At 40.2% G+C, this 15239-nt stretch carries 12 protein-coding genes; 3 read left to right on the top strand and 9 right to left on the bottom strand.

Annotated features, from left to right (window positions below):
• Positions 1-252: 252 nt before the first annotated feature.
• The 6 genes from PVE40_RS07245 to PVE40_RS07220 all read right to left on the bottom strand — a co-directional run bounded on the left by PVE40_RS07245 (position 253) and on the right by PVE40_RS07220 (position 6945).
• Entirely contained in the window at positions 253-630 is a 378-nt protein-coding gene (locus tag PVE40_RS07245; RefSeq protein WP_274731219.1) for a GntR family transcriptional regulator, read from the bottom strand.
• Between the two features lie 378 nt (positions 631-1008).
• Positions 1009-2832, bottom strand: coding sequence for an ABC transporter ATP-binding protein (locus tag PVE40_RS07240; RefSeq protein ID WP_274731218.1), 1824 nt, complete (start codon positions 2830-2832; stop codon positions 1009-1011).
• Entirely contained in the window at positions 2829-4553 is a 1725-nt protein-coding gene (locus tag PVE40_RS07235; protein ID WP_274731217.1) for an ABC transporter ATP-binding protein, read from the bottom strand. The genes PVE40_RS07240 and PVE40_RS07235 overlap by 4 nt, the downstream gene beginning before the upstream one ends.
• 16 nt (positions 4554-4569) lie before the next feature.
• Positions 4570-5205: a TetR/AcrR family transcriptional regulator gene (locus PVE40_RS07230; RefSeq protein WP_274731216.1), complete on the bottom strand. Its 636-nt coding sequence runs from the start codon at positions 5203-5205 to the stop codon at positions 4570-4572.
• A gap of 132 nt (positions 5206-5337) precedes the next feature.
• Positions 5338-6561 carry an AI-2E family transporter gene (locus tag PVE40_RS07225; RefSeq protein ID WP_274731215.1) on the bottom strand — a complete coding sequence of 408 codons (1224 nt, stop codon included), beginning with the start codon at positions 6559-6561 and terminating at the stop codon, positions 5338-5340.
• Positions 6562-6570: 9 nt separating this feature from the next.
• On the bottom strand, positions 6571-6945 hold the full coding sequence (locus tag PVE40_RS07220; protein WP_274731214.1) for a PTS glucitol/sorbitol transporter subunit IIA: 375 nt from the start codon (positions 6943-6945) through the stop codon (positions 6571-6573).
• 173 nt (positions 6946-7118) lie between these two features.
• On the opposite strand from PVE40_RS07220, the gene PVE40_RS07215 reads away from it, so the two are divergent.
• Positions 7119-8150 carry a lactonase family protein gene (locus PVE40_RS07215; RefSeq protein ID WP_274731213.1) on the top strand — a complete coding sequence of 344 codons (1032 nt, stop codon included), beginning with the start codon at positions 7119-7121 and terminating at the stop codon, positions 8148-8150.
• Between the two features lie 82 nt (positions 8151-8232).
• On the opposite strand, the gene PVE40_RS07210 is transcribed toward PVE40_RS07215, so the two are convergent.
• Positions 8233-8739 carry a PTS sugar transporter subunit IIA gene (locus tag PVE40_RS07210; RefSeq protein ID WP_274731212.1) on the bottom strand — a complete coding sequence of 169 codons (507 nt, stop codon included), beginning with the start codon at positions 8737-8739 and terminating at the stop codon, positions 8233-8235.
• Between the two features lie 203 nt (positions 8740-8942).
• Here PVE40_RS07210 and PVE40_RS07205 point away from each other — a divergent pair, with 203 nt between their 5' ends.
• The gene (locus PVE40_RS07205; RefSeq protein ID WP_274731211.1) at positions 8943-10838 is read left to right on the top strand and encodes a heavy metal translocating P-type ATPase; all 1896 of its coding nucleotides are present in this window, start codon (positions 8943-8945) and stop codon (positions 10836-10838) included.
• A 31-nt stretch (positions 10839-10869) separates the two neighbouring features.
• Here the strand turns inward: PVE40_RS07205 and PVE40_RS07200 are convergent, their stop codons facing one another.
• A complete protein-coding gene (locus PVE40_RS07200; RefSeq protein ID WP_274731210.1) occupies positions 10870-12216 on the bottom strand; it encodes an aspartate kinase in 1347 nt (448 codons plus the stop codon).
• A gap of 184 nt (positions 12217-12400) precedes the next feature.
• On the opposite strand from PVE40_RS07200, the gene PVE40_RS07195 reads away from it, so the two are divergent.
• The gene (locus PVE40_RS07195; RefSeq protein ID WP_274731209.1) at positions 12401-12856 is read left to right on the top strand and encodes a DUF4828 domain-containing protein; all 456 of its coding nucleotides are present in this window, start codon (positions 12401-12403) and stop codon (positions 12854-12856) included.
• Here PVE40_RS07195 and PVE40_RS07190 read toward each other — a convergent pair.
• Positions 12824-15238 (bottom strand): glycogen/starch/alpha-glucan phosphorylase, encoded by a 2415-nt coding sequence (locus PVE40_RS07190; RefSeq protein WP_420828519.1) that lies wholly within the window; start codon positions 15236-15238, stop codon positions 12824-12826. The genes PVE40_RS07195 and PVE40_RS07190 overlap by 33 nt on opposite strands.
• Position 15239: the final 1 nt, after the last annotated feature.

Genomic DNA, 15239 nt, shown 5'->3' with positions numbered 1-15239 from the left:
GTGTCGGATAACTAAACAAAAAACAGTGTTGGAACAACGCTTAGAGAGCATTTTAGAAAAACTATGAATTATTCAGGTAAAAGCAATGTTCCAAACGGCATAACGTTTCTTGTATCGTTCCACGAAAGGATACTTCTTAGGTACGGATACCCCAAATGGAGTAGCTTGACGACTGTAAAATGGCGTGATCCCTATTGTAATCCCCATGAGAATAAAAATTAAAAACATAAATCCGACAAAAAACCACATCTCTTACCACTCCTTCTCTAATTGGCTTGCAGTATCCTGCATCCATTCTTTGATGTGTTCTGAGGAAACTTCATGTAGATATACTTCTATCAATAGTTCTTCAATTTTCTCTTTCAATTGTTCTTCTACTTCTTCCGGACGTTGTTTGGATTCAGTAACGAGATAGCCACGTTGACTTTTTAATAAAATACCTTCGTCAACCATTAGATTATAGGCTTTGTTAATGGTATGCATGTTCACACCTAAATCTCCAGCCAACACGCGAACACTCGGAAGCATCTCTCCTCTTTTTAATTCTCCTTTTACAATTGCCTTCTTTATTTGATTGATCAACTGTGTATAAATAGGCACTGGACTACTTGCTTCAATTTCAATCAGCATCGTTCTCCCCCCTCTCGCTACTTGTTATATAACAAGTATAACACCTTTCTTTTATAAGAGAAAGATATTTATACGAAAAAAGGAGGCTGGGACTTTTGTCCCAGCCTCCTCCCTCCATACGAATGTCTGCCACGTAAACGTGCTCCAAAAGGCAGCTCCGACGTCACTTTGTCATGATTGTTGCTGCTTTAGCAGCTTACAAGCATGATACACTTGGGCGTCAGCCCACAGTGCTTCCGAAATAATGCTCAGATGGTCTACGACCATCCTGCGCTTATTCGTTCCAGTTGCCATAACCGTTGCAGCTTTAGCTGCTTACGGATATGGTATGCGTTAGAAGATTCGGAGCTTAACGCCTTTTGGAGCACTTTCTTTTCATTAAGATACTTCTTCAACTGCAAACTGACTGTTATATAAATCAGCATAAAATCCGTTTTGTTCCATCAATTCATCATGGCTTCCAGTCTCTACGATGTCCCCATGATTCATCACAATAATTTTGTCTGCGTCACGAATGGTAGAAAGGCGATGCGCCACTACAAAACTCGTTCTGCCGGTCAACAATTTATTCATCGCTCGTTGAATAAGAATTTCTGTCCGAGTATCGACACTGGATGTAGCTTCATCGAGAATCAGAATTTCTGGATCGGTTATAAAGGCACGTGCAATTGTCAAGAGTTGACGTTGGCCTTGCGAGATGTTGCTTGCATCTTCGTTCAAGATGGTTTGATAACCTTCTGGTAATGTCCGGATAAACTCATCCGCATGAGCCGTACGCGCCGCTTGATATACCTGTTCGTCAGATACTTCTTCGTGTGCACCGTATTTAATATTATCAAATATGGTACCGTTGAAGAGCCATGTATCCTGAAGAACCATTGCAAAGCGCTTATGCAACTCTTCTCGATCAATGTCCCGTACATCCATGCCATCAAGTTTGATACTTCCACCTCGAACGTCATAGAAACGCTCCAGTAAGTTAATCAAAGTAGACTTACCCGCACCAGTCGGTCCGACAATGGCAATCATTTCTCCTGGCTTCACATCCAGGTTAAAGTCTGTCATCAAGTCTGGATTGTTTCCATAACCAAAACGCACATGATCGAAAATAACTTTATTCTCGGTTTCCATACGCGGTTGGTTGGTTGAGAGATCTTCCATTTCGTCTTCATCCAATACTTCAAAAATACGTTCTGTAGAAGCGATGATGGATTGAATCGTATTTAAGATATTGGTTAATTGTTTCATTGGTTCTGAGAACTGGTTGGTATAAGTTAGAAACGCTTGAACGTCACCTAATGGCAACATTCCTCGCGCAACTTCTATCCCACCAAAGATAGCCACGAATACATAGCCAAAATTCTTTACCATGTTCATAATTGGCATCAGAATCCCAGAAATAAATTGTGCTTTCCATGCAACACCGAACAGTACTTCATTTTGTTCACCGAATTCGGCTACTACGTTTTCTTCTTGATTGAAGCTGGTAATTTCAGTATGCCCTGCATACGTTTCTTCAATATGTCCGTTTAACTTCCCAAGTTCTTTTTGTTGTTGGGAGAAGTAGCGTTGCGAAAGAGGTGCAACCTTGGCGATAATGAAGGCACTGACTGGAACCGTCAGGAAGGCAATGATACTCAGCTTCCAACTGATGGTCAGCATCATGATTAAAATCCCGAAGAACTGAACGACACTCATAATGGTCTGGTTTACGGTTTGAACCAATTGACGGGCTACATTATCTACGTCATTGATTGCTCTACTCATAATGTCCCCGTTACTATTCGTATCGTAATAACTGATCGGCACACGAGTCATCTTCGCTTTGAAGTCTTGGCGTAGATCATAGACTGTTTTTTGAACAATACGAACCAGTGTGAATTGGGCGATATAACTTAATACGGCATTACTAATGTATAAAATAGCGACCAAGGTTAAGATGTTTCGAATGGTTTCGAAGTCTATGGGAAAGCGGCTCACGCCGTCTGCCCCGGTTTGCATCCCTTGGGTTACACCGTTAAAAATTGTTGTAGTTGCTCTACCTAATACCCGTGGCGTAAAGATCTGCAAAATGGTTGCAGTTGCTGATAACAGGAAGGACAATAAGAGAAGCCATTTTTTCAAAGACATATAACGGAACAACCGTCTTAGTGTCTTCCAAAAGTTTTTTGGTTTGGCAACTTGGCGAGGTGCATTCCTCATTTTCCTTCACCTTCCTTAAATTGCGATTTCATAATTTCAGAGTATGTTTCACTGCTCTCGAGTAACTCTTCATGTTTTCCTTTTCCAACCAATTGACCGTTATCAAGCACAAGAATCAAATCAGCATCCTTAACAGTACTGATTCGTTGGGCTACGATTACAACGATTGAATCGGTAATTTCTGAACGTAAAGCACGGCGCAAGGAAGCATCTGTCTTGAAGTCTAATGCTGAGAAAGAATCATCGAAGACATAAATATCCGGTTGCTTCACGATGGCTCGAGCGATACATAGACGTTGACGCTGTCCTCCAGAGAAGTTGGTTCCACCTTGTTCAACTGGTGAGTCGAGTCCAAGTTCTAATCCTTCCACGAAGTCTTTAGCTTGGGCAATCTCTAATGCTTTCCAGATTTCTTCATCCGTTGCATCTCCTTTACCGAAATGCATGTTGCTGCGAATAGTACCAGAAAACAGATTTGCCTTTTGAGGAACATAGCCAACTTGGTTATGGACATCATGTTGGGAAAGCAGACGCAAGTCTTTTCCATTCAAGGTTATTTTCCCCTCTGTTGCATCGTAGAAACGCATAATTAAATTTGAAACGGTTGATTTACCTGAACCTGTTCCACCGATAATTGCCAACGTTTGTCCTGCTTTTATTTCAAAATCAATATTTTGCACGACAGGTCGTTCTGCATGAGGGAACTGATACGTTACGTTGTCGAAACGTAATTCTTTTCTCTCACCAGGAATGGTTTCAATCTGCTCTGTTCCGTCTTGGATGGTACTTTCCATCCGCAATACTTCGTTAATACGAGCAGCGGAAACTTGAGCACGAGGAATCATCGTAAGAATCATCGATGTCATCATAAAGCTAAATAACAACATAGCTGAATAGTTAATGAACGCTACCAAGTTTCCAACGGGCATATCTCCTAATGCAATGTAATCTCCACCGATTAAAATGATGGCGATGTTTGTTCCACTTAAAACGAGAGTCATGACTGGCATTAGGAAACTAATGATGGACATGGCTTTTACGTTATTAGCCATAAAGTCTTTATTGGCTTCAGCAAAACGAGCTTCTTCGTATTCACTTTTATTAAAAGCACGAATTACCCGAACCCCTGTTAGCCCTTCCCGAAAAATCAAGTTTAATCGGTCGGTTTTTTGTTGAATTTTCTTAAATAACGGTACTGCTGAACCCATAATAAGAGCCAACAAGGTAATCAAAACGGGAACGGAAACAAAGAATACCCGTGCCAAATCTGGACTTTGGGAGTAGGACAAGACTGCTGCACCAATTCCCATAATCGGAGCAAACATCATCATGCGCAAGAACATCATGAGAACTAATTGCACTTGCTCCACATCGTTCGTTGAACGCGTGATCAAGGACGCAGATCCGATTTGATTGACTTTGTCTTTTGAAAGGGACATAACTTTATGATAAATATCCCCTCTTATTTGCTTCCCTACACGTTGTGCTTCCCGTGCAGAAATATATACGCCACAAATGGCCGCTAAAACCGTAACGATTGTTAATAAAATCATGATGATTCCGGTGCGCCAGATGTAATTAATATTCCCTGTGGCCACCCCGTTGTTAATAATATTGGAAGTCATATTCGGCAGATTCAATTCTGCGAAGACTTGGATAATGATAAATATAATGGAACCCAGTACGGCTTTCCATGATATACGCTTCCCTAATTCTATCATAGAGAGGTAGCCTCCTTTATTTTTGTTCTTTTTTTATAATGCCATTTGCCATCCAGGAAAGTCTTTGTTTCACAATTCCATAAGCATTTTCTTCTGTCAAATTCTGCAAACACACTTTCGAAATCGTCCAATGTATCATCTGAAAAATGTATTGTAAAAACTGAATCAATTCTTCTTGAGATTCAAATACCAAGTTTTCTTGATTAATTAATTTTGCTAATTTTTCCAATACAATACTATGGTGATTTTGATCTTCGTGCGTTGCATCTTTGTCAATCATATGGTTACTTTTACGATAGGACATATCTACAAAGAATTGATGGTAGAACGCCGTGTTTTCGCCTTTCATGTAGTGCTCATAGAGGACAAAAAAAGCCTTCTCGAGTCCAACAACGAGATTCCCATTTTCTTGGACAAAACACTGCTCTACTTCTTCTTTCAGACCTTCTTTTAACAAGTACAGACAATAGAAGTACAGATCCTCCTTATCTTCAAAATATTGATAAAAGCTGCCTCTTGAAATTTCAGAATGATGGATGATGGAATTAATAGAAGCCTCTTCCAACGACACACTCGAAAATTCTTGATAAGCAGCTTGGAGCAATCGTTCTTTCTTTTCAGTCGGTAAATTAAAAAAAGTTTGCTTCGGCATGAGTTCACCTCTTTCCTATTCCATGGTCTGCATTTTTGACACCTCTATATTATATGACAACCTGTCACCTTCGTCAATTTTAAACTTCTGGTATACAAAAAAGAGGCGAGAAAGTCCCTCGCCTCTGAATTCTTATTTCGTTTCTTCTTCCATTTCTTCATGGGAATCAATTAAAATTGGCTCGTCATGAAAGGTGAAGTCATCCTCTTCATAAAGACCAGAGTAGTTTTTGTACCACTCAAAAACATGCATGAACACAACTTTTAGTACTGCATAGCCAGGAATTCCTAATACAAATCCAACTAGACCAAACAACTTCCCTGCCGTCAATAAAACGGTGATGATGGTGACCGGGTGGATGGAAAGGTTGCTTCCTAAAATTTGCGGAGAAATTACTCTTCCTTCAATAAACTGTTCAATACTAAAGACAATGAGCACTTGCACCAACATCAGCGGTGAGTGAACAAGAGCTACTATAACCGCTGGAACCATTGCCATGAAGGACCCCAGATACGGAATGATATTCAAGAATCCTGCTAGAACACCTAACACCACGCCATAGTTCAAGCCAATAACGGAATACCCAATGACAAACATTAAACCGACGAAAAAAGCGACAATAATTTGTCCGCGAACATATTGGCTTATTTGCGAATTAACTTTGCTTAACAGCATATAAACAGACTCACGATGTTTATTCGGTAGAAACAGCAAGATGTTAGCGGGTAGCTTTTCTCCCTCTTTCAGCAAATAATACAGAATAATGGGCATGGTAATAATGCCAACAAAAATATTCGTCAATGCGCCTACTACATTTGTAAGGCCGGAAACGGTATTCGAAAGTAAATTATTTGCCCAATTGGTGACATATTCAATAATGTTACTGTTGATTTCAGAAAACTGTTGTTGAAGATCAGAGAACCATTCGTATTCAAATAAATCAACAAACATCTTATCCAGCGTCACCCAGTATTGCGGAATGTCTTCAATAATACCTAGCGTTTGTTCTCGAATTACCGGAATTAAAATAGCAAAGCCCCAAATAATTAAGAGAAATAGGACTAAGAAAGCGAGCCAGATGGACCACGTACGCTTGAATCCTCTCGACTCCAACCATTTTACAACTGGATTCATCAGATAGTAGAGAATTCCACTTAAAATTAATGGAAACCCTAGAATACTGAAGAAGCTGCCTATTGGTTTGAATACGTGAGAAATCTGTGAAAAAATCAAAATAATAAGCAAAATCAACAAGATAATAATCAACGAAGTGACAAATTTGTTATTAAGAATCCATTTCTCAAACCAGGAAAGTCGATAAACAGAAGAACGCATTCTTCTCGGGCTTTTTTCCATAAGAGTTCACTACCCTTTCTGCACACGATTCGATTGGTATTGGATTTCCATTCCAACTTCTAGTCGTGGAAGATGGTGAGGAGAAGCATAAACGCTTGTTTCTAAAAAGTGATTCTCATTAAATTCACTAAATACAATTGTAATATGACCAATGGTATTCAAGTTGGCTTGAACGTTGTTTCCAACATGTTCGATTGTAAAGTCTTGATCGCCGATACGAATAATGTCTCCTTTTACTAACTGAAAATCTTCCGCAGTTTCAGTAAACGTTTGTATAACTGAAACATTCTCAATTGCGGCGGTTGCACGATCTCCAAAAAGGATCAAAATTGGCTCTTTCTCGTTGACGGCGTCCTTTCCAATACGGATGATTTTACTTTTCATATGTAAACTCCTTTACCCAATAATTATCTTCATTTTAGCATACTCTGCCCTTAAAAAACGTTTTGCTGTTTTTAATTTTTATAAAGAATCGAGAAATGGTTTTCGAAAGTTTTTTCATAAAAGTTTGCTATACTACTAAGTAGAGTAACCACTACAAAAGGAGGATGTCACAGATGGAATACACATTGTATTTAGGCTCTTATACGAAACGCGAAAGTAAAGGTGTGCATCAAATAACGTTGGACGCTGAAAAAAAGGAGTTAAAAGATTACCGCCTGATTGCGGAAGTAGAATCCCCTACTTATTTGACTTTTTCAAGTGACAAGGAAACCATGTATACCATTTCTAAGGAAGATGAAGGTGCTGGCATCACATCATTTACGAAGGAAACAGATGGAACATACACGAAAAAAGCTTCTAATTCTTCAGAAGCAGTACCGCCTTGCTACATTTCCTTAGACGAAGCAAATGGTCTCCTGTTCACCGCTAGCTACCATAAAGGGTATGTTTCCGTTTATAAGGAACAGTCAGATGGTTCGATTACGCTTGCAGACCGTGTCCAGCATGAAGGAAGCAGCACGCATGAAAACCAAGATGCCCCTCACGTCCACTATACAGAATATTCGCCTGATCGGAAGTACCTAATGGTTTGTGACTTAGGAACGGATGAGGTCTACAGCTATACCGTTTCAGAAGATGGGAAACTAACGGAATCTTCCCGCTACAAAGCTAAACCGGGTACGGGACCACGTCACCTTGTATTCCATCCAAACGGAACAACGGTTTATTTGTTAGGAGAACTTAGCAGTGAAGTGGAAGTGCTCTCTTACAACAAAGAAGATGGCAGTTTGACTTACCAAGACCGGATTTCCATGATTCCAGAATCACATACGTCTTTCAACGGCGGCGCGGCCATTCGTATAACGAAAGACGGAAAATACGTATATGCGTCCAATCGGGGACATGATTCGATTGTGGTATACGAAGTATCCGATCTAGATGACCGCTTGTCACTCGTAGAGTATGTGCCGACTGAAGGCAATACGCCACGTGACTTCAATTTCGCACCGGGAGAGCGATATTTGATTGTTGGCCATCAAGACTCCGACAACTTAACTTTGTTTGAACGTGACGATCTTACAGGCAAGTTGACCCTTGTTCAAAAAGATGTACATGCACCAGAATGTGTATGTGTATTATATTGAGTGTGTGACAGAAATAAATAGTAGAGAGAAAAAAAACGAGACTGGAACATCTATATGTTCCGGTCTCGTTTTTATTTCGCAATTATTTATGTAATACCGTACCGACTACTTGTCTCGCCGAAACAGTTCCTTCAGCAGTCAACTCATATTCTTTTACTTTATCCATGTTTGTAATGACAACCACCATTGCGTTATCTTTTCCTGCTTCTGCTAGAGCAGCCAAGTCACAAGTAGCAACCTTTGTATCTGCTGTAACTGTATCGCCTTCTGCAACGTGAGTTTCAAATGGTTTCCCATTCATCTCTACTGTGTCTAATCCCATGTGGATTAAAATTTCCAATCCATCTTCCATCTGAATACCAATTGCATGTTTCGTTGGGAACACACTTAGAATTTTACCTTCTACAGGTGAATAGATTGCTCCATCTTCTGGAATAACTGCATAGCCGTCACCCATCATTTTTTGGGAAAATACTGGATCTGCTACTTCTGTTACTGGCACAACTCTTCCGTTACAAGGTGCATACAAATTTTTCTTCTCTATTGGTGTTGACTCTTCTTTTTTGTTTTTCTTGAAAAAGTTAAACATGGTTCACGCCACCTTTGTCTTTTTATAGCCTTCATCTTACTCTTAATATAACATAGATGAAACATTTTTCCTATCGAAGCGCTATAGGAAAAATGTTTGAATAAAATATGATAACTGAGAATGATAGTCATTCACAATTAGCACTATTTGGTGAAATTTGTTACGAAAACATGCTACTGTGTAAGTAGAAAGAGGTGTACATCATGAAAAAGTTATGGAAATCTAATAAACCGATGGTAGCAACCCTCGTTAGCGGCGCATTGATCCTCCTCGGGATTCTCTTAAATTATCAAGGTATGGAGACACTCTCTGCTGCTGTATTTGTTCTTTCTTTTATCATCGGTGGCTTCCATCAAGCAACAGAAGGAATCAGAGATACCTGGAAAAACAAACGGCTGAATGTGGATATCTTAATGGTTCTCGCTGCCATTGGTGCTTCACTGATTGGCTACTGGTTGGAAGGAGCACTCTTGATTTTTATCTTCTCCCTGTCCGGGTCTCTGGAAGAATATGCCACCAATAAGAGTACCGAAGCCATCACCGCTCTGATGAAAGTTGTTCCTACAACAGCAAAACGCTACTTGTCTTCGAATCAATTGGAAGAAGTTTCCATCGAGGAGCTGCAAATAGGCGATCGAGTTTTGGTTCCAAAAGGAGAAAGTGTGCCAACGGACGGCATTCTACTAGGTAGTCGTGCCTTGTTGGATGAATCTGCGATTACCGGTGAATCGATACCGAAGGAAAAGAAAGCAACAGACGATCTCTATGCCAGTACGATCAATCTACAGGAAGCGATTCAGATGGAAGTAACCAAACGAAGCAAGGATACCCTGTTTGCAAACATCATTCGACTCGTGCAAACCGCTCAAAACACTCCTTCTCATACTGCGAGCTTGATCAATCGATTAGAGAACACGTATGTAAAAGTGGTTCTTGTAATGGTCCCATTAATGATTGCTGTCTTTTACTGGGGCCTCGACTGGACGTGGAATGAATCATTTTATCGCGGCATGGTTTTACTCACGGTTGCCTCCCCCTGCGCCTTAGTGGCTTCTGCCACACCTGCTACCCTTTCTGCAATCAGCCATGCAGCAAAGCAAGGAATTTTATTCAAGGGCGGTATTGCAATTGAGAACTTTGGTCGCATCGATTGTATGGCCTTCGACAAAACCGGCACCCTAACTGAAGGAAAACCTAGAGTAACAAATTTTAATCGGAAGCCAGAAACGGATCCTTCAATAATATTTGCAATCGTGGAGTCTTTAGAGCATGATTCTACTCATCCAATCGCTTCCGCTCTTCTTGCATTTTTAAGAGAACAAGAATATTCTTCCATCACGTTGGAGGACCGAGAAGACTTGACGGGCTTCGGTTTGACGGGAACCTATCAAAATAGCCAGTGGAAAATAGGAAAAGAACCATTTATTCTAACTTCTCCCGCTCAACGAAACGAACTGGTGGACGAAGCAAGTCATTTACAAGAAGATGGGAAAACAGTGATCTATCTTTCCAAAGACGATGAAGTGGTCGCTACCTTCGCTCTACTCGACACTCCGAAGACCGATGCGAAAGCAACCATTGCCTTCTTAAAAGAAAATAACATTCATACCATCATGATTACCGGCGATCATGAAGCTACTGCAGCAACCATTGCAAAAGAACTAGGGCTTAATGAATATCGTGCGAACTGCTTGCCGGAAGAAAAAACCCACATCTTAAAAGAATTACAGCAAACGTATCAAATGGTCTCCATGGTAGGAGATGGAATTAACGATGCACCGGCTTTGGCTCATTCTGATGTCGGTATTGCGATGGGCGGCGGTACAGACATTGCCATGCAAACAGCAGATGTCGTCTTGATGAAAGATGAGTTACATTATCTAGCTTACACGTACGAACTATCAAATAAGTTGCGGAGAATTACCTTGCAGAATATCCTGTTTTCTTTAATAGTCATCCTCTTCTTAATTGGAGCAAATTTATTCCAGTACATCAATCTCCCTCTTGGCGTTATCGGGCACGAAGGAAGCACGATTTTAGTCATTCTCAATGGCTTAAGACTCCTCTTGGGCATAAAAAAGAAGCCACTTGATACATAAATTAGCTTTATATATCAAGTGAGCTTCTTTATCAAAAGAAAGCGCCATAAATGGCCTGCACAGCTTTTGCTTCATATTTTTCGTCAATGCCAAACATAATACTGATTTCAGAAGATCCCTGGTTAATCATCAACAAGTTAATCCCTGCGTCTGCCAATGCTTGAGCAGCTCGGGCCGTAGTTCCGACCGATTGCACCATGCCTTCCCCCACTAACATGAGTAAACAAATATTCGCTTCGATGTGAACATCATCTGCTTGAAGTTCATTCTTCAAACGATACAAGAGTGCAGCTTGTTTACCAGGTGTTAACTGGTCTCTTCGTAAAATAATGGTCATTTCGTCAATTCCAGATGGCAAATGCTCCAGTAACAAGCCTAAATCTTCAAAAATCTCTGCGGCTCGGCGAATAAAGCCGATTTCCCGGTTCATTAAATACTTACTAATATGAATACTAATAAAACCACTCGAACTAGCAATCCCAGATAAAATGTGATCTGTTCTTGGCCGCGAACGGGTAATCATAGTTCCTTGCCCATTGGGATTATTGGTATTTTTCACATGCACAGGAATTCCAGAAGAAAATGCTGGCAGTAATGCTTCATCATGAAAAACAGAAAATCCTGAATAAGATAATTCTCGCATTTCTGAATAGGTTAACTGATGAATTTTCTTCGGTTCCTCTACGTGATTCGGGTTTGCAACGTAAATGGCGTCCACATCCGTGAAGTTTTCATATACATCTGCCTGGACTCCATTGGCTACAATCGCACCCGTAATATCTGAACCGCCTCTTGAGAAAGTAATAATTTCATCCTTCTCGTTATAGCCGAAGAATCCTGGAATAACCAATACCTCTTCTGTGCTGCGAAGCTGGGCTAAGAAGTTATACGATTCAGGCAGAATTTGTGCATTTCCCGGAGTGCTGGTTACAAAGATACCCGCGTCTTTGGGATTCATATAGCGGGCATTTAATCCAGATTCAGCAAAATAAGCTGCGATTAATTTTGCGTGACAATCTTCCCCACTCGCTTTAAATGCATCTTCCCGTAATGATTCTGAATAAAAAGAAGTACGTAATAATTTCTCGAAATGTTTCTCGATTGTTTGCATAATGCTTTCTGCCAAATGTAACTCGATAACAATTTCTCGATATCGCTCTAAGATGGTTTGGTAAACAGATTCATAAGGAGCTTCTTCTGCAACGAGTTTGGCAAACTCAATTAGCAAATCCGTTACCTTTTTGTCCCTTGCATCACGCTTCCCAGGTGCAGAAACGACTACAATCTTTCTTTCCGCATCCGCCTGTACGATTGCTAAAACTTTTTGAAGCTGTTGTGCATTGGCTAATGAGCTTCCTCCAAATTTAATTACTTTCATCGCTTGACCCCTACATTTCTCTAATCTAATTCTCATGCGCGTACTGATAGGATACCAAATCACAGCAGGAACCGCAATGAAAAATTAAGACGCACATTTGTAATCATTTTGTAGCATAACAACCATAGCATTTCATTAAAAAAGGAATATACTTATAAAGTAATGAACGGTAAAGGGTGTATAAATGGTGAACTTAAAGAAAATACAAAAACAAGTCTTGCTAGCCTGTTCTGTCGTGATTGGTGTGACGCCTGTCTTAATGAAGAGTGGGTTATTAAAGAAAAAGAAACATCAAAGACAACTTTCCTTGAACAATCTGACCGGCAATTGGCTGACGCAAGACCAATCTTTCTTACTCCACATCCATAACGAACCCAAGTTAACGATGAATGGGAAAAATCTAGATCTAACATTAATTAAGAGCAATGAACAGGAATTATTTCTCCAAGATCGATACGGCTATGGAATTACTATCAGACAAGTGGATGCCAATACACTGGAACTATTTGATGAAGCAGAAGAAAAAACTATTTATTCTCTAAAAAAGAAAAGTAAAAGAGTGTCAAAACGCGAAAACAGAAGCGTTTTGACACTCTTTTTATATTCGTTAAGATTTCGCTTCAGCGACCCTTGGGTGTAGAAGCCAAATTTCTTCTGCGTAGCGCTGGATTGTATAGTCAGCCGAAAAGCGACCTGATTGAGCAATATTCATAAGTGCCATCTTATTCCATTTCTCACGGTCTAGATAATCTTGATCTACATGACGCTGTGCTTGAAGATAACTATCGAAGTCTTTTAATAAGAAATACTCGTCATTAAATTTTATTAAGCTATCAAAAATATCTTGACCTTCATCGTGGAGACCTGGAATGGAACCATCTATCAGCATATTGAGAACTCGTTTCAAACGAGGATTCCCTTCATAAAGGTTGCGTGAATGGTAGGTATGGTTTTCGTAGTAGCTTTGAACTTCTTCATTACTTAAACCAAAGACATACATATTCTCATTACCCACTGCTTCATGTATCTCAATGTTCGCCCCGTCCATCGTAGCCATCGTTAAGGCGCCATTTGCCATTAACTTCATGTTACTTGTCCCAGAGGCTTCTTTACCGGCGAGAGAAATCTGCTCACTTACATCAGCCGCAGGAATAATTAATTCAGCTAAAGAAACTCCATAGTTCTCGACAAATACAACTTTAATCTGATCCTTCATCTCTTGGTCATTATTCACTAGCTCTGCTACTGCATTGATTAACTTAATAATCTGCTTGGCGTAGTGATAGCTTGGAGCTGCCTTCGCCCCAAAAATAAAGACACGTTTTGGCATGGTCATATCCGGTTGATCTTTCAGCTGATTGTAGCGGTCCAAAATATGTAAGACATTTAATAATTGTCGTTTGTAGGCATGGAGTCGCTTGATCTGCACATCGAAAATAGCCGTTGGATCAATTTCAATGCCTTTTTCTTCTTTTACATAGGCCGCAAACCGTTTCTTATTAGCAAGTTTTACCTCTTCAATCCGTTTTAAGATCTCTTTGTCATTGGCAAACGCCTTTAATAATTTCAATTCATCTGGATTACTCTTCCACTCTTCGCCAATCACATCATCCAGCAATCGGGTAAGTCCCGGATTCGCAATGTGAATCCAGCGACGATGAGTAATCCCATTGGTTTTGTTATTAAATTTATTCGGATACATAATATAGAAATCTCGCAAGGTTTGTTCCATTAAAATGTCTGTATGCAGACGGGCTACACCATTCACACTATGGCTGCCAATAATAGCAAGGTTAGCCATGTGAACCTGTCCGTCTTGAAGAATAGCGGTTCGATACGTTAGTTCTTCGCCATACAAAGGAATTTTCTTCTCAATATGACGACGATTGATTTCTTCGATGATTTGATAAATTCTCGGAAGCAGACTTTGAATCATCTCTATATTCCACCGCTCCATCGCTTCTTGAAGAATGGTATGGTTGGTATAGCTGATGGTTTTCTTCGTGATTTCCCACGCTTGCTCCCACGATAACCCTTCCTCATCAAGGAGAATTCGCATTAGTTCAGGTACAACGAGAGCAGGATGCGTATCATTAATGTGAATGGCAATCTTATCTGGGAATAAGCTCCAATCTTCCTCTAGTGTCTTAAAGTAACGAATAATACTTTGTACACCTGCTGAAGAAAAGAAATATTCTTGTTTAATCCGTAATCGGCGTCCTTCATAGTTAGAATCATCTGGATACAAAACTTCTGTAATCTGCTTCACTTCATCTCGCTCTTCTTCTGTACGGAATAAGTACTCTTCCCCATACGGAATCTCAGCAGACCATAAACGTAGATTGTTCATATTCCCATTTCGGAAACCAACTTGCGGAGTATCGTATGGTACAGCTAAAATGTTGCGAGTATGTTCATACCGCGGATAGAGATTGCCAGCTTCATCTTGTTCCATCACTACATTGCCGCCAAAACGGACAATAACTGCCTTATTTTCTTTCCGGACTTCCCACACATTTCCATTTCGCAACCAATTCTCTGGCAATTCAATCTGATAACCGTCAATAAATTTTTGTTTGAAGAGACCATATCGGTAGCGGATTCCGTTTCCATGGCCGGATAATCCATTGGATGCAATGGAATCCATAAAGCAAGAAGCAAGGCGCCCCAACCCGCCGTTCCCAAGGGCTGGGTCCACTTCTCCTTCCGCCACTTCATCCAAGTCTAACCCAAGTTCCGCTAGACCAGTTGCCACTACAGATGTCAGTCCAAGGTTCCATAAGTTACTTTTCAGCATCCGCCCTGGCAAAAATTCCATTGAAAAATAGTAGACTTGCTTTTCTTTGTTTTCCTTGTAAGCCTCGATTGTCTTCTTCCAATCTTTCATATAGTACTTCTTAATTAAAGAACCAAGTACTTCAAATTGCTCTCGTCTCGTTCCTTCTTGATAATTGTACGCATATACTTGTTCAAACATCTTTACATAGTCATCTTTAAATTGTTTCGACGTAATGGCTATCATG

This window comes from Jeotgalibaca caeni (genome assembly GCF_028863945.1).
Classification (GTDB): domain Bacteria; phylum Bacillota; class Bacilli; order Lactobacillales; family Aerococcaceae; genus Jeotgalibaca; species Jeotgalibaca caeni.
This window is presented reverse-complemented; position numbering and strand designations above follow the sequence as displayed.